Genomic DNA, 22,872 nt, shown 5'->3' with positions numbered 1-22,872 from the left:
TGCGATGAGCCGCCGCACCACAGCATCGATTCCCCACAGACGCCACCGAGGCAAGAAATCATGACAGACGCGCAAGCACTGAAGAATTCGAGCTACGTCTCCCCGGCCCAGGCGGCCGGCGAAGAGATCCTCTACCGCAAGGTCCTCTGGAAGCTGGTCCCCATCCTGTTTCTCAGCTATGCGATGTCCTACCTGGACCGCATCAACGTAGGCTTCGCGAAGCTGCAGATGCTGAGCGATCTGGGATTCAGCGAGACCATCTATGGGCTGGGCGCCGGGGTCTTCTTCCTCGGCTATTTCATCTTCGAGGTTCCGAGCAACCTGATCCTTCATCGCGTGGGTGCCAGGCGTTGGATCGCTCGCATCATGATCACGTGGGGGCTGCTGTCTTCCGCGATGATGTTCGTGAAGACGCCCACATCCTTCTACGTCCTGCGCTTTCTCCTGGGGGTGGCCGAAGCCGGGTTCTTTCCCGGCATCGTCCTCTACCTGACCTACTGGATCCCGCCGAGCCGGCTCGGCAAGGCGCTGGCCCTGTTCTTCCTGGCGGTGCCGGCGGCGGGCGTCATCGGCGGCCCGCTTTCCGGGTGGCTGCTGCAGAGTTTCCACCAGGTCGGTTCCCTGCAGGGCTGGCAATGGATGTTCCTGATCGAGGGGCTGCCGTCCGTCTTCCTCGGCGTGATCGTCCTGATCGTGCTGCGGGATCGCATCAAGGATGCGGCCTGGCTCAACGAGCAGGAGAAGAACACGCTGGCGCGCAACCTGGAGCGCGAGAACACCAGGACCATCGGTGTCTCGGTCAAGGACGCGTTCACCCTGCCGTTGGTCTGGGTGATGTGCCTGATCGAGTTCTGTATCGGGCTGGGCATCTACGGCATGGGTTTCTGGATGCCGACGATGATCCGCGAAGCCGGCGTCAGCGGGCTGCTCAACATCGGCCTGTTCAGCGCGATTCCCTACGGCGCGGCGGCGATCTCGATGGTGTGGATCGCCAAGCTGGCGGACGCCCGCGGCGACCGCAAGTTTTTCCTGGCGCTCGCGGCGCTGATCGGTGCCGCCGCGCTCTATCTGAGCATGTCCTTCAAGGACAACACGGTCTTCGCGATCGCCGCCCTGACCGTCGCGACCGCCGGCATCCTGACGGCCTTTGCCCAGTTCTGGCGGCTGCCCACGGTGCTGCTGAGCGGCAGGGCGGCCGCGGCCGGGATCGCGATCATCAGTTCGGTGGCGAACCTGTCCGGATTTGCCAGCCCCTATCTGGTGGGCTGGCTGCGCGACACCACCGGCAGCGGCGCTGCCGGCATGTACCTGACCGCGGGCAGCCTCGTGCTGGCCGCGCTCGTCACGATTCTCCTGCCCGGCCGACTGGTCAACCGGCAGCCCGACTGAAGGAAAAGCATGACTTCCAAGCCTACCTGGATCAGCGTGCAGGAGCACGCGCTGACCGAAGACAACCTGCGCCTGCTTCTGGACAACAAGATCGCCGCCATCCGCATCCCGGGCTTCGCCAGCCCTTCGGAGTGCCGCAGCTTTGCCGCCGCCGCCAAGAACGGGAACATGCAGTACTACAACGTGAGCGACCGCATCGGCTATATCGGGCTCGCCCAGTACCAGTACCGCTGGACCAAGACCAAGGAAGAGTTTCTCGCCGATGTGCCGAAGGCTCGTGCCGACGTGGAGGAAGTCTTCGCCCATTCGTTCGATCCGCTGCAACGCGTGATGGAGCAACTGCGCGCGGCCTGGCCGCATCCGGTGGACCTTGCGCGAGAGGGCGGCAAACCCTACTTCGCCGGCATCATCCGTTCCACCAGCGACAAGATCGATCTTCATGTGGATTGGGCGCCCGTCAACTCGCCCGACTATGCGATCGGCGCCATCGACGGCCAGCTCGGATGGAATTTCTTCGCCGAGGAACTGGCGTCCGGCGGACACACCACGGTGCACAACAGCCCATGGGATCCGGTCGTCGCGCCGGGCGAAATCCCCAAGAGCTACGGGCTGGAGCGCGGCCTGATCGAAGGCGCGCCCGGGTTCGTCTACCGACCGACGGCCGGTGACGTGGTGATCTTCAACACCCGCAATCCGCACGAGATCGCGCCCGGCACCACCGCCCCGGGCGGCAGCCGCGTGTCCATCGGGTCGTTCATCGGCCGCATGCCCGACGGCAGCCTGGCCCTGTGGGCGTGAGAGGGCGGACGTGATTGCCGAAATGCGCTCCTACGTGCTGCGGCCCGGAAAGCTGCCCGAGTTCATGCGGCTCATGGGCAGCGAGGGCATCGCCATCGAGCAGCCGGTGCTCGGCCGCCTGCTGGGCTTCTACAGCACGGAGATCGGTGCCATCAACAAGGTGATCCACCTGTGGGCCTACGAGTCCTTCGAGGACCGCCAGCGCCGCCGCGCGACGCTGGCCGGGCATCCCGACTGGATCGCGTTCGTTCCCAAGGTGCTGCCCCTGATCCAGGAAATGCACAACGAAATCCTCAACCCGGCGCCTTTCTCGCCGCAGTGAAGGCGGGGCGTCGGAGTGACTGAGCAAGATCGAAATTGAAATCGCAAAATGACCAGTAAGAAGAATGCGCCGTTGGCCGGACTGACAGTCCTCGATCTGACCCACATGCTGTCGGGCCCCTACGGGACGATGACGCTGACGGACCTCGGCGCACGCACTATCAAGATCGAGCCGCCCGGCGAAGGCGAGGGAACGCGCAAGCTGCTGGCCGAGAGCCCGGACTATTCGCGCGACGGGATGGGTGCCTACTTCCTGACCCTGAACCGGAGCAAGGAGAGCGTGGCCCTGGATCTGAAGTCGCCCGAGGGCCGCACCGTGTTCTACGACCTCGTGAAGCATGCGGACATCGTTTTCGACAACTTCAGTGCCGGCGTGACCGCACGGCTGGGCATCGATCACGACACCCTGTGTGCGATCAACCCGCGGATCATCACTTGCACCGTCTCGGGCTTTGGCGAAACCGGTCCCGACACCCAGCGTCCTGCCTTCGACCAGGTCGTGCAAGCGATGGGCGGCGGCATGTCCATCACCGGCGAGCCCACCATGCCGCCCACGCGGTCGGGCATTCCGATCGGCGACCTGGGGGGAGGGATCTTCGGCGCCATGGGCGTCATGGCCGCCGTGATCGCGCGCCAGAGCACGGGGCGCGGCCAGCATGTGGACGTGTCGATGCTCGACGTGCAGGTCTCGCTGCTCAACTACATGGCGACCATGCACCTGATGTCCGGAAACGTGCCGGATCGCATCGGCAACGGGCACTTCGTTCACGTGCCCTACAACGTCTATGCAACGATGGACGGCCACGTCGTGGTCGCCTGCATTGGCGACGCCTTTTTCGCCCGTTTCGTGGAGATGCTGCCCCTCCCCGCGCTCATGAACCCCGAATACGCGGGTCAGCCCGCGCGTCTCAGGGACAAGGCGATCATCGACTCGGCCATCGGGGAGGAGTTCGCCCGGCACTCGACCCTTCACTGGATGGAGCGCTTGCGGGCGGCACGCATTCCGTGCGGGCCGGTGAACGACTTCAAGCAGGCGCTTTCCGATCCGCAGGTGCTGGCGCGCGAGATGGTGGTGTCGATGCCGCTCGAATCCGGCGAAGTGGTGCGCATGCCCGGCATCCCGATGAAGTTCTCCGACACGAGCGAAGCGCGCTTTCGGGCGCCGCCGCGCGTGGGCCGTGACTCGCATCGCATTCTTTCGCAGATGCTGGGCTACGACGAGCTGCACATCGCCGCCCTGCAAAGCGCCGGTGCGGTGGGAGTCTGAACGGTGGGCGAGATGCTGTACATCACCGATGTGGGCCCGCGCGACGGCCTGCAAAGCCAGGGCACGATCGTCGGCACCGAGGGCAAACGTGCGCTGATCGAAGCGCTTTTCGCCGCCGGTCTGCGGCGGATCGAAGCCACCAGTTTCGTCTCTCCCAAGGCGGTGCCGCAGATGGCGGACGCGGATGCGCTGCTCCGGGGGCTCGCGGTGCCCGACGATGCCCGGGTGTCCGTGCTCGTCCCGAACCAGCGGGGCCTGGAGCGTGCCGTCGACGCGGGTGCGCGGGAGATCGCCGTCGTGCTCTCGGCCACCGAGACGATGAACCGGAAGAACATCCGCATGGACCTGGACGCCGCGCTGAACACGTGCAGAGAGACGTTGGCCGAAGCCGTGCGCGCCGGGTTGCGGACCCGTGCCTATGTGGCGGTTGCATTCGCATGTCCGTTCGAAGGTGACACGCCGACCGGGCGCGTGGTCGATCTGGCGCTTCAGATGCGGGCCGCCGGCGCCGAGGAAATCGTGATCGCCGACACGATCGGCGCCGCTGCGCCCAGCGATGTGGAGCGCGTGCTCGGCGCCTTGCTGGGCATCCTGCCGGCGCAGACGATCGGCATGCACTTCCACGACACCCGGGGCATGGCATTGGCGAACGCATGGTGTGCCATGGCGCGGGGGATTCGTCGCTTCGATGCCAGCATCGGCGGCGTCGGCGGCTGCCCGTTTGCGCCCGGCGCCGCCGGCAACCTGGCGACCGAGGATCTGGCGCTCATGGCGCACCAGTGCGGATTCGAGACCGGCATCGAGCTCGGCGCGATCGGCGCGGCGATCGAGACGACGAGCCGGCTGGTGGGTTATCCGGTCGGTGGCCGCAGCCAGCGGTGGCTGGCACGCGCGCAGGCGTGAATTCGAACTGACAGCATTCCGAAAGCTTCGCAGGCGCACCATCGCGGCCTTGCAAAGACCGAATGGAGACAACCATGTTCGCTGACCACCGTGACGACCCCCGCGCCGACGCCCACCTGGCCCGCCGCGCCTTCCTCCAGGCGGGCGGCGCCCTGGGCCTGGCAGGACTCGTTCCGCGATTCGCATCCGCCCAGGGCAGCTGGCCCAGCAAGTCGGTGCGCTTCGTGGTGCCCTTCGCGCCCGGCGGGAGCTCGGAGATCGTGGCCCGCTCCACCGCGGCGGAACTCTCCAACACCCTGGGCCAGAGCGTCTACGTGGACAACAAGCCCGGCGCCGCCGGCAACATCGCCATGGCCGAGGTCGCGCGCAGCGACGACCAGCACACGATCATCCTCGGGCACATCGGCACGCTGGCCGTGAACCCCTTCATCTTCGACAAGCTGCCCTACGACCCGAACAAGGACTTCAAGCCCGTCAGCCTGCTCGCCAAGGTGCCGAGCCTCTACGTGGTCCATCCCGACGTGCCGGCCAGGAACCTGAAGGAATTCATCGCCTACGCCAAGTCGAAGCCGGGCAAGCTCAGCTACGGCTCCGCCGGCAACGGCAGCGCGGGTCACCTGGCCTTCGAATACCTGAAGGTCACCTCCGGCGTCTTCATGTTGCACGTGCCCTACCGCGGCACCGGCCCGATGCTCACCGACCTGCTGTCGGGCCGGCTCGACGCCTCGGCGATCGGCGCGGCCGCCATCATTCCCTTCATCAAGTCGGGCAAGGTGCGCTGCATCGCCACCGGTTCGGCACAGCGCCTGCCGCAGCTGCCGGACGTGCCGACCGTGGCCGAGCAAGGCTACCCGGGCTTCGAGATGACCCAGTGGTACGGCATGCTCGCGCCCGCCAGCATGGCGCCGGCCAACGTGGCGAAGCTCTCCGCGGAAACCATGAAGGCCGTGCGTTCGCCCGCCGCGATGGAGCGCCTGCGCGGCGATGCCGCCGAGGCCGTCGGCGGCACGCCGGAGCAGTTCGCCCAGTTCATCGCCGCCGAGCAGGCACGCTGGAAGACGGTGATCGCACGGGCGAACATCAAGCCGGACTGACGCCGGCGGCCCTACCATCGAGGCCATGCGCATTCTGCTGGCTGAGGACGAACACACGCTGGGTACCTGGCTCTGCAAGGCGCTCGAGCACGCCGGCATCCAGGTCGAATGGGTGGACGACGGCCGGCTGGCCGATCGCGCGCTGCAGGCGCACGACCATGACGCGCTGGTGCTCGACCTCGGCCTGCCCGGCCTCGATGGCCACGAGGTGCTGCAGCGCCTGCGCGAGCGCGACCAGCGGCTGCCGACGCTGATCCTCACGGCCCGCGATTCGCTGGCCGAACGCGTCGCCCTGCTGAACGCGGGCGCCGACGACTTCCTCGCCAAGCCCTTCGCACTGGCCGAGCTCGAAGCCCGCCTGCAGGCCCTGGTGCGACGCGCGCGCGGCGTCGAGCATCCGCGCCTGGCCTGCGGCCCGCTGGTCTACGACGGCGGCCGCAAGCAGTTCACGCTGCACGGCGAGCCGCTGGCGCTGTCTCCGCGCGAGCTGTCGGTGCTGCGGGTGCTGGCGCAGCGCAGCGGCGAGCCGCTGTCGAAGCAGCAGATCCTCGACCGGGTGTTCTCGGACGACGAGAGCGTCCACCCCGAGGCGGTGGAGGTGTTCGTGCATCGCTTGCGCAAGCGGCTCGACGGCAGCGGCGTGCGCATCACGACCTTGCGCGGCCTGGGCTATGCCCTGGAGCTCGGCTGAGTGAACGCGCTGCTGCGCCCCTTCGGCGCCGCCGCCCACTGGATGCGGCGTGCCAGCCTGCGGCAACGCCTGGCGCTGCTGCTGCTGCCGTCGCTGCTGCTCGTGACCTGCATCGAGCTTTGGATGACCCGGCACGATGCGCTCGAGGCGGCCAACGCGGCCTACGACCGCTCCGTGCTCGGCGCCCTGAAATCGATCGACGCGAACATCTCGACCGCCTCGGGCGGGCTGTCGGTCGAGCTGCCCTACACCATGTTCGAGTTCTTCGAGCTGACCGCCAGCGGCCAGGTCTATTTCCGCGTGGCGACTTCGGACGGCCTGGTCGAGCTCGGCAGCGCCGACCTGCCCGAGCCGCGCGCCGCGCTGAAGCCCGGCGTGCCGGTGTTCTACGACGCGACCTACTTCGGCGAGCCGGTCCGCCTGGCCGCCTACCGTCGCGAGCTCGACCGCGCGCCCGCAGGAAGCAGCGGGCGCAGCGTGCTGATCCAGGTCGGCGAAAGCACGCGTTCGCGGCAGGAGTTCAGCACGCGCTTCGTCCGGCGCGCGGCGCTGCGCGACGGCGTGGTGCTGGCGCTGCTGCTGCTCAGCACCGCGCTGGCCCTGGCGGCGGCGCTGCGGCCCCTGACGCGGCTGGCGCGCGAGGTGCAGGCCCGCAAGCCCGACGACCTCACGCGCATCGAGGAGGCCGACCTGCCGGCGGACATCCGGCCGCTGGTCGGCGCGGTGAACCAGCAGATGGCCCGCACGCAGGACCTGGTGGCGCAGCAGCGCCAGTTCCTCGACGACGCCTCGCACCAGCTGCGCACTCACCTCACCACGCTGCAGATGCAGGTCGACTACGCCCGCCGCGAACAGGATCCGGCCCTGGTGAGCCAGGCCCTCGAAGCGCTCGGCGTCGAGATCGGCCGCGTCACGCGCAGCACCCAGCAACTGCTGGCCCTGGGCCGCAGCGACACCGTGTCGCTGGCGTTCGAGCCGGTCGACCTCGCGGCGCTGCTGCGCGACGTGGCCGTCGACCTGCTGCCGCTGGCGCGCAGCAAGCAGATCGACCTGGGTATCCATCCGCCGGCCGCGAACCTCCGCGCTGTCGCCGATGCGGGCCTGCTGCGCGAGGCCTTGAGCAATCTGGTCGTCAACGCGATTGCCTACACGCCGGCGCGCGGCACCATCACGCTCCTGGCGGTCGCGGAACAGCGCGGCTGGCGCCTGACCGTGGAAGACAACGGCCCGGGGCTCAGCGACGAGGAGTGCGCGGCGCTGGGGCGGCGCTTCGTGCGCGGCACCCGCGCGAGCCAGGGCGGTTCCGGCCTGGGGCTGGCGATCGCGCGTTCCATCGCACAGCGCCACCAGGGCGATCTTGAACTCAAGGCCCGCGAGGGCACCCGAGGCCTGCATGCGTCGCTGTGGTGGCCTGCGGCCAGCCCTTGATGCGTGGCGGGGAAAAAAGAAAGAGACGTCGGCCATGTCGCCATTGAAGTTCACGCGCCGCCATGTGCTGTGCACGCTCTCGGGCCTGGCGCTGCCCGGTGTCGGCGGGGCCGCCGGGCCGCCCGACGATCCGAGCGCTGCGGCGGCGGAATGCGTGATCCCCGCCAAGGCGGGGGGCGGCTTCGACCTCACCTGCGCGCTGGCGCGCGATGGCCTGCAGGCGGTGCGTCCGGCGCGACCGCCGCTGGCGCAGCGCTTCATGCCCGGCGGCATCGGCGCGGTGGCCTACGACCGCATCGCCACCGGCCAGATGGGCGGGCCGTCGCTGCTTGTGGCCTTCTCCAGCGGCACCCTGCTCAATATCGCCCAAGGCCGCTTCGGGCCGCATTCGCCGGACGTCGCGCGCTGGATCGCCGCCCTCGGCACCGACTACGGCGTGGTCGCGGTGCACCGCGACTCGCCCTACAAGTCGCTGCAGGATGTCATCGCGGCCCTGCGGCAGGAGCCTTCGCGCCTCGCCTTCGGCGCCGGCGGCACGGTCGGCAGCCAGGACTGGGTGAAGGCCGCGCTGCTGCTGAGGGCCGCGGGGCGCGACCCCAGGTCGATGCGCTTCGTCTCCTTCGAAGGCGGCGGAGATGCGTTGCGAGCGCTGCAGGGCAAGCATGTCGACCTGTTTCCCGGCGATGCCGCCGAGGCGCTGCAGGCCATCGCGGGCGGTGCCGCGGTGCGCATCCTGGCGGTGCTGTCGGAGACGGCGCTCGACGGGCAACTCGCCGGCATCCCCACCGCTCGCGAACAGAAGGTGGACCTGGTCTGGCCCACAGTCCGCGGCGTTTATATGAGCGCCGCCGCCGCCGAGCCGGCCACGCGCGCATGGATCGAGGCCTTTCGCGAGGCGATGGAAGCGCCGGGCTATCCCGCCTTGCGCGAGCGCCACCGCCTCCATGCGTTCTCACTCACGGGGCAGGCGCTGGAGGCGTACGTCCAGGCGAGCATCGCTCGCTATCGGAGCGTGGCCGCGGACCTGGGGCTGCGGCGCTGGAATGGCTAGGGGCCGGCAGCTCGGCAGGCTCTACCGATCAGGCCTCAGCCGCGCGATCAGTCGCCGAATCGCACCAGCGACCCCGCCTCTTGCCTCGATGATCGGGTCAGCCCCGAAGATCGCACGCTGCTCGGCCAGCGCGACATGCAGCGCCGCAAGATTCGCCTCGTTGTAGACCCAGGTGCCGGACACAACGTGCGCGCCCGATGTGTAGGGGGTGACGCGAATGTCTTCGACCCCGATGCGCGCCAGCGCGGCTGCCCGCAAAGCAGCTTGCTGCACGGGGCCGCCCTGACCGTCGATCGGGCGGGGAAAGACAAAGCTGATGGCCTGCACCTGCGGGAAGTGTTCCGACACCAATGCGCAAATCTCGAAGAAGATCAATCGTCCGAAGTGCCTTCGCTCATCCACCATCACTTTCGTCGGGGTGAGCCTTTCAACGTGGATCTGTGTCCCTCCGTTCAGTACAAGGACGGGGTCCAAGGTCGCCAACAGGACGCTCCCCTCATACACAGACATGGGGTGGCCAAGTTGATAGACGGCTTCGTGTGGCCCGGTGATTCGAATGCCTTTGTAGGTCATGTGGATCGCATGAGGCGGGCTTTGCCCATTCCCCGCGCCGTTCCTCGCTTGCCTTGCAGTTTGTAGGACGACTGTAATGGGAAGAAGGGCGTGGGTCGTCATGCAAGTGCCACAAAGGTGAGCGGCAACCCGACGGAAATCACGCTACGCCCCTTCAGCATTTCATCGGTGCGCCGATACTCAAGGTGCTACGTTGCTCACGAACCAGCGCGCGGCCTTTTCTTTGACCGATAGCGCCATCCATGAAGAACACCCCTGAATCCCGCAGCTGTCTCCAATGCATGCGGGCGAAGTCCAGCCCTGGCGGCCAGGATCGCATGAAACGCGGCGAGCGGAGCTTCCGCCACCAGCCAAACACCCGGTTGGGCGGCGACGCCGTTGGCCTCGTGCCGGCCGGCAGCGGAAGCCGCACAGGTTGAGGATCGACCCCATGCCAATGCTTCTGATGATGACCGCGACCGGCGAACCCCGGCAAGTTCAGCTCAACCCCCTCGACAACAAGGTCGGCAGAGGCTCGACCAACGACGTGATCATCGACTCCGCACAAGCGAGCCGCGACCACGCGGTGATCGCTGTCGAGCAGGCCTTCGTCACGATCACCGATCTCGGCAGCCGGAACGGGACGTTCGTGAACGACGTCCAAATCGAGAGCCAGGTCCTCGCCCATGGCGATGCCATACGCCTCGGTACCTACGAGATGCGCTTCATCTCGATCGACCAGGAGTTCACTCAGGTCGAGGCCATGCGCATTCTGACCATGCACGGGTTGCTGGTGAACATAGGCGAGGCAAGGGCGCACTCGGAAGCGCCCACTGCGCCGGGCGTGCCGGTGAGCCGCCACGGCAAGCTCTGAGGATGCGGGCCGGCCCGCGCTGCGGGACTGCTTGCGCGGACTCGACCCCGGCGCACGCCCTCAATCCGCCCCCACATCAATCGACAGGAAGTTGATCAATGCCGGATTGCCGTTGTCCCTGCGCCAGGCCATGCCGTGGTCCAGGCGGTGGGCGTGCTGGCCCAGGGACTTGAACTCGATGCCGCCGATGTGCTCCTGAAACTGCAGTTCGCGCGGAACGATGGAAGCACCGGTGCCTGCGGCCACGAGGCACAGCAGCACCTGGGAGTTTGCGCTTTCGCGCACCACCCTGGGCTTGAAGCCTGCGCGGGCGCATTCCGCATCCATCGCATCGCGCAGGCGGTAGCCCTTGTTCGATGGATAGCCGACGAAGGGGTCATCGATCAGCTCTGCCAGGGCGACTTCCTCCTGGCCGGCCAAGGGATGGGAAGTGGGCAGCACAAGCACGAACTCGGTGGGAGCAAAACTCCGGCAGGCGATGCCCGGGTCGGTCAGCGGCAGGAAACACAAGACCACGTCGAGTTGATCGTCCAGCAGGCCCGCGCGCAGATCCCCGGTGGGCAGGGGACCGACCAGGTCCAGCACCACCTGGGGAAAGCGGGTGCGAAACGCGACCATCAGCCTGGGCAGCAGCAAATGACTGGCGCGCCCGCTGTAGCCCATCCGCAGCAGACCCGTTTCACCCCGGTCGGCACGACGGCAGGCTTCGACCGCCAGATCGAGCTGGCTCAGCACGGACTCCACCGCTTCGTAGAAGGTCTTGCCGGCGTGGGTGAGTTCAACCCGGCGCGTGCAGCGGTCGAACAGCTGCACATCCAGTTCCGCTTCGAGCTGACGTATGCGCTGGCTCAGTGGCGGCTGCGCCATGTGCAGCCGGTTTGCTGCGCGGGTGAAGTTTTTTTCCTGGGCAACAGCGAGAAAGCTGCGGAGGTGCCGGAGGTCCATGACAAAGCGATCTCTACATTCAGACGCTGTGAATATAGATGATGCGCAGATTCGGTATTGGACGGTATGAAAGTGCTTTCTTAGCATCAGGACAGTGGCTCGTCGGGGCGACAACAACAAGGACCAAATGTCGGAATTGAAGGAACGCGTTGCACTCATCACCGGAGGCAACAGCGGTATCGGCCTGGCGATCGCGCAGCGCCTGGCCGAGGACGGTGCCCGCGTCGTATTGAACGGCATCGCCACCGAGGCCGAAGGCCAGGCGGTCTGCACGGACATCGCGGCCAGATTCGGGGTCAGCGCGCACTACCTGAAGGCCGATTTGCGCGACCCGGCCCAGATCGAGCGCCTGATGGCGCAGGCGCAGCAGATCGGTGGTGGCGGCGTCGACATCCTCGTCAACAACGCCGGCATGCAGCACACCAGCGGCATCGAGCAGTTTCCGGTCGACGTCTGGAACGACATGCTGGCCATCAACCTGTCGGCCAGCTTCCACACCATCCGGCTGGCGCTGCCGGCCATGCGAAGCCGGGGCTGGGGCCGTATCGTCAACATCGCATCGATCAGCGGCCTGCGTGGGCGCGCAGGCAAATCCGCCTACAACGCCACCAAGCACGGCCTCATCGGTTTGACCAAATCCGTGGCGCTCGAAACCGCGACGACCGACATCACCTGCAATGCCATCTGCCCCGGCTGGGCGCAAACGGCGCTGGTCGAGCGCCAGGTCGAAGCGCTGGCGCTGCGCGAAGGGATCGACATCGAAGCGGCAACACGCCAGTTGATCAGCCTGCGGCAACCCTCGGGGCGTTTTGTTCAGACCGGTCAGCTCGCCGCGATGGTGGCGTTTCTATGCAGTGACGATGCACAGGAAGTGCGGGGCGCTGCATGGACCATGGATGGCGGCACCACCGCGCTTTGAGTGCCTGTGTGCAACAGAAGCTCATGAACATATGACCCAAAGAACCAATACGCTGGACGCCACCCACGACGCGCAACTGCGCAGCTGGGTGGAGTCGGCCGAAGGCCATGGAGAGTTTCCGATCCAGAACCTGCCGATGGGCGTGTTCAAGGCGGACGAAGGTTCGCGCATCGGGGTTGCGATCGGCACGGAGCTGCTGGACCTGCCTGCGGTGCTGGCGGCCGGTCTGCTCGAAGGGCTCGATCGCGAGACGGTGCAGGCGATCGGCACGCCGACGCTCAATGCATGGATGGCCTTGTCGGCAACTCGACGCCGCCAGCTGCGCTCGGCGCTCTCGGCTGCGCTGCGCCCGGACACCGCGCAAGGCCGACATGCACGCGAGCACAGGCAGCAGCTGCTTCTTTCCCAGGCCGCCTGCGAAATGACCCTGCCCGCCCAGGTCGGGGACTACTCGGACTTCTACGCCGGCATTCACCATGCAAGGAACTGCGGTCTCATCTTCCGGCCTGAGCTCCCGCTGCAACCCAACTACAAGCACCTGCCGGTGGCCTACCACGGCCGCGCGTCCACGCTGCAAGCCTCGGGCACCGCGGTACGACGCCCAAGCGGGCAGGTGCGACGGGAGTCCCCGAGCGGCCACGTCATCGCCTTCCAGCCGACGGACCGGCTGGACTATGAGCTGGAACTGGCGATCTGGGTCGGGCCTGGCAACGCCCTCGCCAGCCCGATCAGCCTGGCCGATGCGCACGAGCACGTCGCCGGCTTCGGGCTGCTCAACGATTGGTCGGCGCGTGATGTTCAGGCGTGGGAGTCCCAGCCGCTGGGTCCGTTCCTGGGCAAGAACTTCATGACCAGCCTGTCGCCCTGGGTCGTCACGAGCGATGCGCTGGCACCGTTCCGTGCGCCGCAGATGCGGCGCGAGCCTGGCGACCCGGTCCCGCTGGACTATCTGCATCACGACGCGGACCAGAACGCCGGCGGCCTGCGCATCGAGCTCGAGGTGTACTTGACAACGCAGCGCATGCGCGAAGCGCAATTGGCGCCGCAACGCCTCTCACGCAGCGACTCCACGGCCCTTTGGTGGACACCGGCGCAAATGGTGGCTCACCACACGGCCAACGGCTGCAATCTGCGCCCGGGCGATCTGCTGGGCAGCGGCACCATCTCGATGCCCGACGGCACGGATTGCGGCTGCCTGCTCGAAATGACCGAGGGTGGCAAGAAGCCATTGCAGCTGGCCAACGGCGAGATCCGCCGCTTTCTGCAGGACGGCGACGAGATCGTCTTGCGCGGCCATTGCCGCCGCGAAGGCTTCGCCACGCTCGGCTTCGGCGAATGCCGGGGTCGGGTCGCGGCATGACTGCATGCCTGCCATTCTTCTTGAGCGCCGTACAGGCAACCCGCATCAACCACGCTATTCATGGAGATATGAAAAGATGAACAAAGCAATCACGGCATCCTTGACCGCCCTCGGCCTGCTCATGGCGACCACGCTCGCCAGCGCCCAAAGCTATCCCACGCGTCCGATCAAGCTGATCGTTCCCTACTCGGCCGGCGGTGTGACGGACCAGTATGGAAGAGCGTTCGCAGACATTGCCGGCAAGAAGCTCGGCCAAGCCATCACGGTCGAGAACAAGACCGGGGCGAACGGCACGCTGGGCGCGGTGCAGATGCTCAACACCGACCCGGCCGGCTACACCTTCACGATGATTCCGATCGGTGTCTTTCGCATGCCGCACATCAATGGCGCGCAGTACGACCCGCAAAAGGACCTGACCTATCTCGGCAGCATGGTCGGCTTCAACTACTACATTGTCGTGAACGCCTCGTCGCCCTGGAAAACGATCGCGGAGCTCGTCGACTACAGCAAGCGCAAGGCTGGCCCGATCTCCTATGGATCACCAGGCAGCTACAGCAGCCAGCACATTGCCATGGCGCAACTCGGCGAGAAAGCCAAGGTCGACGACTGGACCCATATCCCCTTCAAGGGCGACGCCGATGCGATCTCGGCCCTGCTGGGCAACCATGTCCAGGCCATCGTGAGCGCCAGCACCGTGTTGCCTTATGTCAGCTCCGGCAAGATGCGCGTGCTGGCTTCGCTGGGCGACAAGCGCACGGCCGAGCTGCCCGACGTGCCGACGCTCCAGGAGCAAGGCTATGACGTGGTCCACACCTCGCCGGTCGGCTTCGCCGGCCCCAAGGGCATGGACCCGGCCGCCGTGAAAGCGCTGGAAACAACGATTCGCGACACCTACAACGATCCCGAGTTCCAGTCGGCCGTCAGGAAGATGGGTTTGACGCCGCAATACATGGATCGCGCGACATACACCGACTACGCACGCGGGATCTTCGTCGGCGAGCGCGACGCACTGAAGAAGATGGTCTCGACGGTCAAATAACCGGCCAGACAGCTCGGACGTTCTCCTGGCGGAGACGACGCGGTTCTGAGGCCGCATGGCTTGCCAGCAGTCTGCGTTTATTCTCCCAGCCTCTTCCAAAGAGGAATGGCTCGCCATGAACAAGTTTCTTGCCGCGTGTTTGCTGTTGGCGGTGGTCGCGTGGAGTTGCCAGGCCGCAGAGATGGACATCCGCCTCGGCGGGCCTGTGGTCAAGAAGGGGCTTCCTTCCGGTTCCGGCATGACCTGGCATGCGGGGAGGTACTTCGTGGTCGGCGACGACTCTCCCCATCTGTTCGTGCTGGACCGCAAGTTCGCGATCTCCGGTCGCTTCCTGTTGAAGGACTATCCGGTTCAGAAGAACGGCCGCATCGCAAAGAACATCAAGCCGGACTACGAGGCGATGGCCACGATGAGGTGGAACGGGGGAGTCTGGAATCTGGTCCTGGGCTCCGGCGGCAAGAAGGGAACGAGGGAAACCGGACTCCTGGTCTCCGCGGATGGCAAGTTCACCGTGCATGAACGAGACATGGCCGCGCTGTACCGGGATTTCGCCGCGCTCGCGGGTTTCAAGGCGGACCAGTTCGTCAACATCGAGGCCTTGGCCATCGCCCATGAAGACGCCTATTTCTTCAACCGGGGCAATGCCGACAGAAACCTCCTGTTCCGGGTGGCGCTGGCCGACCTCATCGCCTACCTGAGCGGCAAGACCGACAAGATCGGCGACATCCGCCTGCATGAGGCCACGCTGCCGAAGCTGAAGGGCACAGAGGCGGGTTTCTCCGGGGCCGATTTCTGGCCCGAAATCGACAGCCTGGTCTACAGCGCCTCCGTCGAGACCTCAGGCAACGCCTATGACGATGGCGCGGTGCTGGGCAGCTATCTGGGCTTGATCCCCCTGTCGATGCTGAAGGACCCCGCGCCGCTGGACCTGACCCGAAGTGCGCAGCGCCTCACCAAGGGCGGTGCGCCGATCCGGACCAAGGTGGAGTCCATCGCTCTGAGACACACCGAAAGGCGCCGTGCCACCGGCGCCTTGGTCAGCGACAACGACGACGGCAACAGCGAGTTTTTCGACGTCGTGCTGACCCTCAAGCCCGCGCCGCCGCGTTGATCGCGCCGGTCCTCGGGCCCGGCGCCTCCGGAATGGTGTCGACATCAGTGTAAACACCATGCTTGACGCTCCGGTTGTCACGGACCATCGACGGCCAGATCGCGCTACAGACATTCCAGGCCGATGGCGCGCAACTTGCATAAGGCACGCCATGACCGCCAGCTCGCCTCGCCCGTCCAGCAAGACCACCAAGGTCACCCGTATCGACCGAGATGGCGACAGCACCGTGCAGTCGCTCACGCGTGCCATGCAGCTGCTCGAACTCCTCGCCGAGGATGACGAAGGCTATCGCCTGGTCGACATCGCGGCGCACAGCGGGCTGTCGTCATCGACGGCCCACCGCCTGCTCACGACGCTCGAGCAACGACAGTTCGTCCAGTTCGACCGCGAGACCAACCTCTGGTATGTGGGCGTGCGCTGTTTTTCCGTGGGGGCTGCATTCGCGCGGCGCCGCCGCATCGCGCACCTCGCGCTGCCGGTGATGCGCCGGCTGCGCGACAGCACCGGCGAGAGCATCAATCTCGGCATCGCCGATCTCGGCGACATCGTCTTCGTGACGCAGGTCGAAAGCCGTGAACTGATGCGCGCCATCGGCAAGCCGGGGTTTCGTGCACCGCTGCACGGCACCGCGATGGGGCAGTCGATCCTGGCGGCGATGACGGAGGACGACGTGCTGCAGTACCTGCGCACCTATGGCCTGCCGAAGCTCACCAACAACACGATCGCGCGCGCCTCGCGACTGCATGAAACGCTCGGCGAGGTGCGCCGCGCGGGCCATGCGATCGACGACGAGCAGAACGCGGTCGGCCTGCGGTGCATCGCCGCCGCGATCCGCGACGAGCATGGCCAGCCCTTCGGGGCGATCTCCCTCGTAGGGCCGACGCAGCGCATCAAGAGCACCGATTTCGTGCTGCTCGGCGCCGCGGTGCGCGCTGCCGCCGACGAGATCACCGCCGCCTACGGCGGCCGCGTCTGTTAGCGCCGGTCTTCCACCGGCGTGCAGCGCCAAGTCCTTGATGCAGAAGAGATTTCGCTCGTCTTCCCGCGCAGCGGAATAGTCTGCAGCCGCGCGCTGCGGCGGATTCCAATGGCACATCCTTTCTCAAGTGCCGCCCCGCCAACCCATCTCATTCCCCGAGGAGTCTTCATGCCGTTTCACCCGCGCCTCAAATCCCTCGCCACGGTCGCTCTGGCCGTCATGTTCGCGCTGCCCGCTTCCCAGGCGCAAGACAGGATCAAGCTGAAAGCCGTCGGCCAGCCGCTGGCCACCGGGCTGATCCAGAAGAACAAGGAGCAACCGTTCTTCGAGAACTTCGCGGCAAGGACCGGACTGCCGATCGATGTCGACTACAAGCCCATCGATACGCTGGGCATCAAGGACACCGAGCAGCTTCGCGTGATGAAGGCGGGGCTGTTCGACATCGTGTCGCTGCGCGTGTCGCAGAACTCCCGTGACGAGCCGACCATCCTGGGGCTCGACCTGGTGGGCGCGGCGCCTGACTACGCGACGGGCCGCAAGGTGGCCAAGGCCTACTTCGACACGGCGGATGCGCGCCTGCAGGCGCAGTTCGGCGTCAAGCTGCTGGGCGTCTGGCCCTTCGGCCCGCAGATCCTCTTCTGCAAGAAGCCGGTCGCCAAGCTGGCCGACATCAAGGGCCTGAAGGTGCGCGTGTATGACCAGAACCTGGCCAAGTTCATCGAGATGGTGGGCGGCACGCCGGTGCCGGTGTCGTTCGCCGACACGCACCAGTCGCTGTCGCTCGGCGTGGTCGATTGCGCGATCACCGGGCCGAGCTCGGCCAACTCGGCGGGTTGGCCGGAAGTGACGACGCACCAGATGGCGATCGGCTTCCAGATGGCGCTCAATGGCTACGGCATGACCATGAAGTCATGGAAGGCGCTGACGCCCGAGCAGCAGGCGAAGCTGACGAAGGCTTTCGACGCCCTGACCGACGACGTGTGGAAGTACTCCGAAGAGCTTTTCCAGGACGCCCTGAACTGCAATGCCGGCAAGGACCCGTGCACGACCGGCAAGAAGTTCAACCTCGTCAACGTGCCGGTCACGCCGGCCGACATCGACCTGGTGCGCAGCGCTGTGAACAAGGTGTCGCTGCCGGTGTGGGCCGAGGTGTGCGACAAGTCCAACCCCACCTGCTCGAAGACCTGGCAGGCGACGGTCGCGCCGGTGCTGGGGCTGAAGTGAACAGCCGCGCCATGACGAGCGACCGGCAGCCCGTCGCAGCGGCCACCGACAAGGTGGCGCCTGCGGGGCCTGTCGACTTCAAGACGCGCATGGAGACGGTGCTGGCCACCGCGTTCGGCGCGATCTTCCTGGGCCTGGCGGTGATCGTCACCATCGAGACCATCTCGCGAAAGGTGTTCAACATTTCGCTGCAAGGGGCCGATGAGCTGGGGGGCTATGCCTTGGCCGTGGGATCGACCATCGCCTTCAGCCTGGCCTTGCTGGGGCGCAATCACATCCGCGTCGACGTGTTCCACGAGAAGTTCCCGTTGCGCGTGCAGGCGCTGTTGAACTGGATTTCGATCCTCTCGCTGGCCGCTTTCGCCTTGTTCATCGCCTGGGTGGCGTTCAAGGTGATCCAGGACACGACCGCCTACCGCAGCACGGCGCAGACGCCGTGGGCCACGCCGCTCATCATCCCGCAGGGCGTCTGGTACGCGGGCCTCGTGATCTTTGCGCTGGTGGCCTGCGGCCTGGCGCTGCGTGCGACCCAGCTGCTGCTGCGCGGCGACATCGCCACGCTCAACAGCGACTTCCATCCGAAGAGCGCGAAGGAAGAGCTGAAGGAGGAACTCGACGACCTCAAGGTGCGCCAGGCGGCCGAAGGAGCGGCACCATGAACATCGCACTGATCGGACTCGCGTTCTTCGCCATGCTCGCCCTGATGCTGGTCGGCATGCCGATCGCCGTGTCGATGGCGGCGGTCGGGATCATCGGCGGCATCGCCGCCTACGGCGTCCCCTTCATGGACTCGATCGCGCCGGTGGTGTGGGGCGTCCAGAACGAGGCCCTGCTGACCTCCGTGCCGCTGTTCGTGCTGCTGGGCGAGCTGCTGCTGCGCTCCGGCATTGCCGACCGCATGTACATCGCGCTGTCGGCCTGGCTCGGCCGCCTGCCGGGCGGGCTGCTGCACACCAACATCGGCAGCTGCGCGCTGTTCGCGGCGACCTCCGGCTCGTCGGTCGCCACCGCGGCCACGGTCGGCACGGTGGCATTGCCCTCGCTGCACAAGCGCGGCTACCCCATGCGCGCCTCGCTCGGCAGCCTGGCGGCGGGCGGAACGCTCGGCATCCTGATTCCGCCGAGCGTGAACATGATCGTCTACGGGTCGCTCACCAACAACTCGATCGGCAAGCTGTTCATCGCCGGCATCATCCCGGGCATCCTGCTCACGCTGTGCTTCATGCTCTGGATCGCGGTCTCCAGCCTGGCCAGCGGCAAGGTGATGCGCGAGCCGAAGGTGCCGCTCGACGAGCGGCTGCGCGTGCTCGTGCATCTGATCCCGCCGATGGTGGTGTTCGGCATCGTGATGGGCAGCTTGTACTTCGGGATCGCCACCGCGGCCGAGAGCGCTGCGCTCGGCGTGATGGCGGCGCTGGCCTTCGTGTGGCAGTCGGGCAAGCTGAACTGGGAGCTGCTGCGCAACTGCTTCGTCTCGACCGCCCGCGTGAGCGGAATGATCCTGCTGATCGTCGCGGCGGCCTTCATCCTCAACCTGACGGTGAGCCTCACCGGCGTCGCCGAGGCGATGACGAAGTGGGTCGCCGGCCTGGGCCTGTCGGCCACCGGCCTGATCCTCGCGCTGATCGTGTTCTACCTGATCCTGGGCATGTTCATGGACGTCTTGTCGATGCAGGTCGCGACGATCCCGATCACCTACCCGATCGCGACCGCGATCGGTGTCGACCCGATCTGGTTCGGCATCTTCATCGTGCTGATGTGCGAGCTGGGCCTGATCACGCCGCCGGTGGGCATGAACCTGTTCGTCGTGCATGGCATCCGTCCGGACAAGGGCGGTATCGAGGATGCGATCTACGGTGCCTTGCCCTATGCGCTGATCATGATCCTGTTCACGCTGTTGCTGATGGCCGTGCCGCAGCTGGTGACCTGGTTGCCGGCGCACATGTGAGGCAACGATGAACATACCGCTCTGGCAACTCACTGCGGCGCAGCTCGTGGCCGGCTTTCGCGAGGCTTCGTTCACGCCGACCGAGGCGCTGCGGGCCTGCATGTCGCGCAGTGCCGCAGTCAACCCCCGGCTGAACGCGCTCGTCACGCTCGACGGCGAAGGCGCGGCGCACGCGGCCGAGCAGAGCACCGCGCGCTGGCGCACGGGCCGGGCGCTTGGCGCGCTGGACGGCGTGCCCGTCACCATCAAGGACAACCTGCAGGTGCTCGGCCTGCCGACCCACTGGGGCAGTCATGCCCTCGGCGGATTCATCGCCGAGCGTGACGAGCTTCCGGTGGCAAGACTGCGCGAAAGCGGTGCCGTGATCTTCGGCAAGACCAACGTGCCCGAGTTCACGATGCAGGGCTACACCGACAACCTGGTGTTCGGCCCCACGGGCAACCCGTGGAATCCGGCGCTCACGCCGGGCGGCTCGTCGGGCGGGGCGGTGGCGCTGGTGGCCGCCGGCGGATGCCCGATCGCGCTGGGCACCGATGGCGGCGGCTCGATCCGCAGGCCGGCCTCGCATACCAACCTGGTTGGCTTCAAGCCCTCTCGCGGACGCGTGCCGCGCGGCGACGGGTTGCCGCCGATCTTTCTCGACTTCGAAGTGGCGGGACCGATTGCACGCAGCGTGGCCGACGTGGCCGCGGTGATGCAGGTGATCGGGCGCGGCCCGATGGAGGAGGGGAGTTCGCCGAACGCGCGCGTTCTGTTCATACCGCGCTTCGGCGATCACCCGGTCGATCCGCAGATCGCGGCGTTGACTCGGGCGGCCGCCCAAGGGATCGCAGGGCTCGGGCACGAGGTCACGACGGCGCAAGACTTCGGCATGGTCGAGGCGGTCAATGAACGCTGGTCGTTGCTGGCCCAGGTGGGCCTGGCGTGGCTTGTCGCGCATCCGCAGGAGTTGCCTGGCCGGCCCTTCGATCCGTCGCGTTTCGGGCCGGTGATGCAGGCGAACGCCGAAGCCGGCCGCAAGGCAACGGCTTGCGATTTGTTCGACCTGCTGTTCGAGGCCGAACGGCTGCGCACCGCGCTGTCGCGCCTGTTCGACCGATACGACTTCCTGTTGACGCCGGCGGCGGCTGCGCTGCCCTGGCCGGCGAATGAGACGCACCCGACGCGCATCGACGGACGCGAGGTCGGCCCGCGAGGCCATGCGGTGTTCGCGGGTTTCGCGAACGCCGTCGGCCTGCCGGCCATTGCGCTGCCATGCGGCTTCGTGGACGGCATGCCGGTCGGCATGCAGCTGGTTGCCCGCGAGGGCGCGGACGCCGAGCTGCTCGCGCTGGCCGGCTCGATCGAACAGGCCTATCCATGGCAGCGCTTCCCCGAGCTCTGACGATGTCGGCCACCGCGGTTGCCGAGCTCGCGCCGGACGACGCCGCGCAGGCGCTGTGCCGTGCGCGGCGCGATGGCCGGCGGGTGCCGTCGAAGCTGGTTCAGCCGCACAGCCGTGAGGCGGCCTATGCGATCCAGGACGCGACGCTGGCCGCGATCGGTCCGATCGGTGGATGGAAGGTCGGCGCGACCGGCCCCGGCCAGGAGCCGGCCTGCGCACCGCTGCCGGCCGGAGCGCTGGTGCCCAACGCAGCGGTGCTCCGGGGTTCCGCATGGCACCTGCGCGGTGCCGAAGCCGGGGTCGCGTTCCGCCTCGGGGCCGACCTGCCGCCGCGCGCCCGGCCCTACACGCGCGACGAGGTCGGGCTGGCGATCGCGGCGGTATTGCCCGCGATCGAAGTGGCGGAAACCCGCCTGGCCGACTGGCTCGATGCGGACCCCGCCGCGCTCCTCGCCGATCTGATGTGCCATGGCGGACTGGTGCTCGGCGAGCCCGGGCCCTTCGATCCCGCCTGGTTCGACCTGAGGCAGGTCGAGGCCGTGATGCGCTTCGACGACCAGGTTGTCGCGCACACGGTCGGCGAGCACACTCACCCGGACGTCGGCGCGCTGCTGGTGTGGCTGGCCAATCATTGCGTGGCCCGCGGCGCAGGGCTCAAGGCCGGCCAGGTCGTCACGACCGGCTCGTGCACCGGCATGTTGTTCGCCTCGCAAGGGACGGCCGTGCGGGTGGAAGTGGCTGGCCTCGCGCCGTTGAGCGTGTTCTTCTGAGCCTTTCTCTTCGAAGCCGACAACAGGAAATCCATATGTCCATTTCAAACATCGATGCAGTCGCCGAAGCCTTGATTCGCGCGCGTCGCGACAACGTCTTGCCCGCTGCCGCGCCAATGGCCAACGCTTTGGGCAGCGCCGACGATGCGTACGCGGTGCAGCAGTGGGTGGCCGGCGAGCTCGGCTGGTTCGGGACGTTGCCACCGCAATACTGGAAAGCAGGCGGCCCGTCGCGCGAGGCGGAGCTGACCTGCGCGCCGCTGCCGCCCGCTGGCGTCTGGACGAGCCCGGCGCGCACCGACCACTGGCCGTTCCATCTGCGTGGCATCGAAGCCGAAGTGGCCTTGCGGCTCGGCCGCGAGGTCGATCAAGCGCTCGCATCGACGCTGGATGTCGACGCCGCGCGTGCCCTGGTCGATGCGATGGCGGTCTCGATCGAAGTCGTCGATTCGCGTTGGCGCGAGGGCGTCGACGCCCCTGCGCTGTGCAAGCTGGCGGACCTGCAATCGCACGGTGCGCTGGTGCTCGGCGAATGGGTTGCGTTTGCCGGGCGCGACTGGAGCGCGCAGACCTGCGAGGTGCGCATCGGCCAGCAAGCGAGGGTCGAACGGCGCGGCACCCACTCGCTCGGCGACCCTGCCCATGTGCTGCCCGCGTGGCTGCGTCACGCCACGCGCCATGGCGACCGCGTGGCGGCAGGCACGGTCGTGACCACCGGCACGTGGGTGGGCATTCTGATGGCGGCCGAGGGCGACCTCGTGGCCGTCGAGTTTCCGGGCATCGGCCGTGCGTCGGTGCAGTTCTAGACCCTCGAACCAGACAAAG

General features: G+C 67.0%; 23 protein-coding genes. 21 read left to right on the top strand and 2 right to left on the bottom strand.

Annotated elements, in window-relative coordinates; translation table 11 throughout:
* Positions 1-60 precede the first annotated feature (60 nt).
* From AB4Z46_RS23185 to AB4Z46_RS23145, 9 genes are all read left to right on the top strand, one after another.
* The gene (locus AB4Z46_RS23185) at positions 61-1,389 is read left to right on the top strand and encodes an MFS transporter (protein ID WP_442285897.1); all 1,329 of its coding nucleotides are present in this window, start codon (positions 61-63) and stop codon (positions 1,387-1,389) included.
* A gap of 9 nt (positions 1,390-1,398) precedes the next feature.
* Complete coding sequence (locus AB4Z46_RS23180) at positions 1,399-2,187, top strand: hypothetical protein (protein WP_442285896.1); 789 nt, start codon at positions 1,399-1,401, stop codon at positions 2,185-2,187.
* A gap of 10 nt (positions 2,188-2,197) precedes the next feature.
* On the top strand, positions 2,198-2,509 hold the full coding sequence (locus AB4Z46_RS23175) for an NIPSNAP family protein (RefSeq protein WP_442285895.1): 312 nt from the start codon (positions 2,198-2,200) through the stop codon (positions 2,507-2,509).
* A gap of 48 nt (positions 2,510-2,557) precedes the next feature.
* Positions 2,558-3,775: a CaiB/BaiF CoA transferase family protein gene (locus AB4Z46_RS23170; RefSeq protein WP_442285894.1), complete on the top strand. Its 1,218-nt coding sequence runs from the start codon at positions 2,558-2,560 to the stop codon at positions 3,773-3,775.
* 12 nt (positions 3,776-3,787) lie between these two features.
* Positions 3,788-4,678 (top strand): hydroxymethylglutaryl-CoA lyase, encoded by an 891-nt coding sequence (locus AB4Z46_RS23165; RefSeq protein WP_442285893.1) that lies wholly within the window; start codon positions 3,788-3,790, stop codon positions 4,676-4,678.
* 62 nt (positions 4,679-4,740) lie between these two features.
* Positions 4,741-5,772, top strand: a complete 1,032-nt coding sequence (locus AB4Z46_RS23160) for a Bug family tripartite tricarboxylate transporter substrate binding protein (RefSeq protein ID WP_442285892.1) — start codon at positions 4,741-4,743, stop codon at positions 5,770-5,772.
* 25 nt (positions 5,773-5,797) lie between these two features.
* Positions 5,798-6,463 carry a response regulator gene (locus AB4Z46_RS23155; protein ID WP_442285891.1) on the top strand — a complete coding sequence of 222 codons (666 nt, stop codon included), beginning with the start codon at positions 5,798-5,800 and terminating at the stop codon, positions 6,461-6,463.
* A gap of 42 nt (positions 6,464-6,505) precedes the next feature.
* A complete protein-coding gene (locus AB4Z46_RS23150; protein WP_442286050.1) occupies positions 6,506-7,891 on the top strand; it encodes a sensor histidine kinase in 1,386 nt (461 codons plus the stop codon).
* A 34-nt stretch (positions 7,892-7,925) separates the two neighbouring features.
* Complete coding sequence (locus AB4Z46_RS23145; RefSeq protein ID WP_442285890.1) at positions 7,926-8,942, top strand: Bug family tripartite tricarboxylate transporter substrate binding protein; 1,017 nt, start codon at positions 7,926-7,928, stop codon at positions 8,940-8,942.
* A gap of 21 nt (positions 8,943-8,963) precedes the next feature.
* Here the strand turns inward: AB4Z46_RS23145 and AB4Z46_RS23140 are convergent, their stop codons facing one another.
* A complete protein-coding gene (locus tag AB4Z46_RS23140; protein WP_442285889.1) occupies positions 8,964-9,515 on the bottom strand; it encodes a hypothetical protein in 552 nt (183 codons plus the stop codon).
* Positions 9,516-9,960: 445 nt separating this feature from the next.
* Here AB4Z46_RS23140 and AB4Z46_RS23135 point away from each other — a divergent pair, with 445 nt between their 5' ends.
* Positions 9,961-10,368 (top strand): FHA domain-containing protein, encoded by a 408-nt coding sequence (locus AB4Z46_RS23135; protein ID WP_442285888.1) that lies wholly within the window; start codon positions 9,961-9,963, stop codon positions 10,366-10,368.
* A 60-nt stretch (positions 10,369-10,428) separates the two neighbouring features.
* Here the strand turns inward: AB4Z46_RS23135 and AB4Z46_RS23130 are convergent, their stop codons facing one another.
* Positions 10,429-11,313: a LysR family transcriptional regulator gene (locus AB4Z46_RS23130; RefSeq protein WP_442285887.1), complete on the bottom strand. Its 885-nt coding sequence runs from the start codon at positions 11,311-11,313 to the stop codon at positions 10,429-10,431.
* Positions 11,314-11,440: 127 nt separating this feature from the next.
* Between AB4Z46_RS23130 and AB4Z46_RS23125 the strand changes: the two genes are divergently transcribed.
* The 11 genes from AB4Z46_RS23125 (at position 11,441) to AB4Z46_RS23075 (ending at position 22,853) form a co-directional block, all read left to right on the top strand.
* On the top strand, positions 11,441-12,232 hold the full coding sequence (locus AB4Z46_RS23125) for a 3-hydroxybutyrate dehydrogenase (protein WP_442285886.1): 792 nt from the start codon (positions 11,441-11,443) through the stop codon (positions 12,230-12,232).
* Between the two features lie 31 nt (positions 12,233-12,263).
* On the top strand, positions 12,264-13,592 hold the full coding sequence (fahA, locus tag AB4Z46_RS23120) for a fumarylacetoacetase (protein WP_442285885.1): 1,329 nt from the start codon (positions 12,264-12,266) through the stop codon (positions 13,590-13,592).
* Between the two features lie 76 nt (positions 13,593-13,668).
* A complete protein-coding gene (locus AB4Z46_RS23115; RefSeq protein WP_442285884.1) occupies positions 13,669-14,631 on the top strand; it encodes a tripartite tricarboxylate transporter substrate binding protein in 963 nt (320 codons plus the stop codon).
* A 55-nt stretch (positions 14,632-14,686) separates the two neighbouring features.
* Positions 14,687-15,742 carry a DUF6929 family protein gene (locus tag AB4Z46_RS23110; protein ID WP_442285883.1) on the top strand — a complete coding sequence of 352 codons (1,056 nt, stop codon included), beginning with the start codon at positions 14,687-14,689 and terminating at the stop codon, positions 15,740-15,742.
* 151 nt (positions 15,743-15,893) lie between these two features.
* Complete coding sequence (locus tag AB4Z46_RS23105; RefSeq protein WP_442285882.1) at positions 15,894-16,721, top strand: IclR family transcriptional regulator; 828 nt, start codon at positions 15,894-15,896, stop codon at positions 16,719-16,721.
* Between the two features lie 168 nt (positions 16,722-16,889).
* Positions 16,890-17,945, top strand: coding sequence for a TRAP transporter substrate-binding protein (locus tag AB4Z46_RS23100; RefSeq protein WP_442285881.1), 1,056 nt, complete (start codon positions 16,890-16,892; stop codon positions 17,943-17,945).
* 11 nt (positions 17,946-17,956) lie between these two features.
* Positions 17,957-18,604, top strand: coding sequence for a TRAP transporter small permease subunit (locus tag AB4Z46_RS23095; RefSeq protein WP_442285880.1), 648 nt, complete (start codon positions 17,957-17,959; stop codon positions 18,602-18,604).
* Positions 18,601-19,893, top strand: a complete 1,293-nt coding sequence (locus AB4Z46_RS23090; RefSeq protein ID WP_442285879.1) for a TRAP transporter large permease — start codon at positions 18,601-18,603, stop codon at positions 19,891-19,893. The genes AB4Z46_RS23095 and AB4Z46_RS23090 overlap by 4 nt, the downstream gene beginning before the upstream one ends.
* A gap of 7 nt (positions 19,894-19,900) precedes the next feature.
* Positions 19,901-21,277, top strand: a complete 1,377-nt coding sequence (locus tag AB4Z46_RS23085) for an amidase (protein ID WP_442285878.1) — start codon at positions 19,901-19,903, stop codon at positions 21,275-21,277.
* Between the two features lie 2 nt (positions 21,278-21,279).
* Positions 21,280-22,047 carry a 2-keto-4-pentenoate hydratase gene (locus AB4Z46_RS23080; RefSeq protein ID WP_442285877.1) on the top strand — a complete coding sequence of 256 codons (768 nt, stop codon included), beginning with the start codon at positions 21,280-21,282 and terminating at the stop codon, positions 22,045-22,047.
* Positions 22,048-22,082: 35 nt separating this feature from the next.
* On the top strand, positions 22,083-22,853 hold the full coding sequence (locus tag AB4Z46_RS23075) for a fumarylacetoacetate hydrolase family protein (protein WP_442285876.1): 771 nt from the start codon (positions 22,083-22,085) through the stop codon (positions 22,851-22,853).
* Positions 22,854-22,872: the final 19 nt, after the last annotated feature.

Origin of the sequence: Variovorax sp. M-6 (assembly GCF_052114385.1) — a bacterium.
Classification (GTDB): Bacteria; Pseudomonadota; Gammaproteobacteria; order Burkholderiales; family Burkholderiaceae_C; genus Variovorax.
The sequence above is the reverse complement of the archived record's forward strand: the minus strand, read 5'-3'. Positions and strand labels throughout refer to the sequence as shown.

Bases quoted from the DNA above. Each gene is read 5' to 3' on its own strand.
- AB4Z46_RS23075 (WP_442285876.1), top strand. From the start codon at position 22,083: ATGTCCATTTCAAACATCGATGCAGTCGCCGAAGCCTTGATTCGCGCG.
- fahA (WP_442285885.1), top strand. From the start codon at position 12,264: ATGACCCAAAGAACCAATACGCTGGACGCCACCCACGACGCGCAACTG.
- AB4Z46_RS23135 (WP_442285888.1), top strand. From the start codon at position 9,961: ATGATGACCGCGACCGGCGAACCCCGGCAAGTTCAGCTCAACCCCCTC.
- AB4Z46_RS23095 (WP_442285880.1), top strand. From the start codon at position 17,957: ATGACGAGCGACCGGCAGCCCGTCGCAGCGGCCACCGACAAGGTGGCG.
- AB4Z46_RS23170 (WP_442285894.1), top strand. From the start codon at position 2,558: ATGACCAGTAAGAAGAATGCGCCGTTGGCCGGACTGACAGTCCTCGAT.
- AB4Z46_RS23145 (WP_442285890.1), top strand. From the start codon at position 7,926: ATGTCGCCATTGAAGTTCACGCGCCGCCATGTGCTGTGCACGCTCTCG.
- AB4Z46_RS23115 (WP_442285884.1), top strand. From the start codon at position 13,669: ATGAACAAAGCAATCACGGCATCCTTGACCGCCCTCGGCCTGCTCATG.
- AB4Z46_RS23130 (WP_442285887.1), bottom strand. From the start codon at position 11,313: ATGGACCTCCGGCACCTCCGCAGCTTTCTCGCTGTTGCCCAGGAAAAA.
- AB4Z46_RS23105 (WP_442285882.1), top strand. From the start codon at position 15,894: ATGACCGCCAGCTCGCCTCGCCCGTCCAGCAAGACCACCAAGGTCACC.
- AB4Z46_RS23140 (WP_442285889.1), bottom strand. From the start codon at position 9,515: ATGACCTACAAAGGCATTCGAATCACCGGGCCACACGAAGCCGTCTAT.
- AB4Z46_RS23085 (WP_442285878.1), top strand. From the start codon at position 19,901: ATGAACATACCGCTCTGGCAACTCACTGCGGCGCAGCTCGTGGCCGGC.
- AB4Z46_RS23160 (WP_442285892.1), top strand. From the start codon at position 4,741: ATGGAGACAACCATGTTCGCTGACCACCGTGACGACCCCCGCGCCGAC.
- AB4Z46_RS23185 (WP_442285897.1), top strand. From the start codon at position 61: ATGACAGACGCGCAAGCACTGAAGAATTCGAGCTACGTCTCCCCGGCC.
- AB4Z46_RS23080 (WP_442285877.1), top strand. From the start codon at position 21,280: ATGTCGGCCACCGCGGTTGCCGAGCTCGCGCCGGACGACGCCGCGCAG.
- AB4Z46_RS23100 (WP_442285881.1), top strand. From the start codon at position 16,890: ATGCCGTTTCACCCGCGCCTCAAATCCCTCGCCACGGTCGCTCTGGCC.
- AB4Z46_RS23150 (WP_442286050.1), top strand. From the start codon at position 6,506: ATGCGGCGTGCCAGCCTGCGGCAACGCCTGGCGCTGCTGCTGCTGCCG.
- AB4Z46_RS23110 (WP_442285883.1), top strand. From the start codon at position 14,687: ATGGCTTGCCAGCAGTCTGCGTTTATTCTCCCAGCCTCTTCCAAAGAG.
- AB4Z46_RS23155 (WP_442285891.1), top strand. From the start codon at position 5,798: ATGCGCATTCTGCTGGCTGAGGACGAACACACGCTGGGTACCTGGCTC.
- AB4Z46_RS23125 (WP_442285886.1), top strand. From the start codon at position 11,441: ATGTCGGAATTGAAGGAACGCGTTGCACTCATCACCGGAGGCAACAGC.
- AB4Z46_RS23090 (WP_442285879.1), top strand. From the start codon at position 18,601: ATGAACATCGCACTGATCGGACTCGCGTTCTTCGCCATGCTCGCCCTG.
- AB4Z46_RS23165 (WP_442285893.1), top strand. From the start codon at position 3,788: ATGCTGTACATCACCGATGTGGGCCCGCGCGACGGCCTGCAAAGCCAG.
- AB4Z46_RS23180 (WP_442285896.1), top strand. From the start codon at position 1,399: ATGACTTCCAAGCCTACCTGGATCAGCGTGCAGGAGCACGCGCTGACC.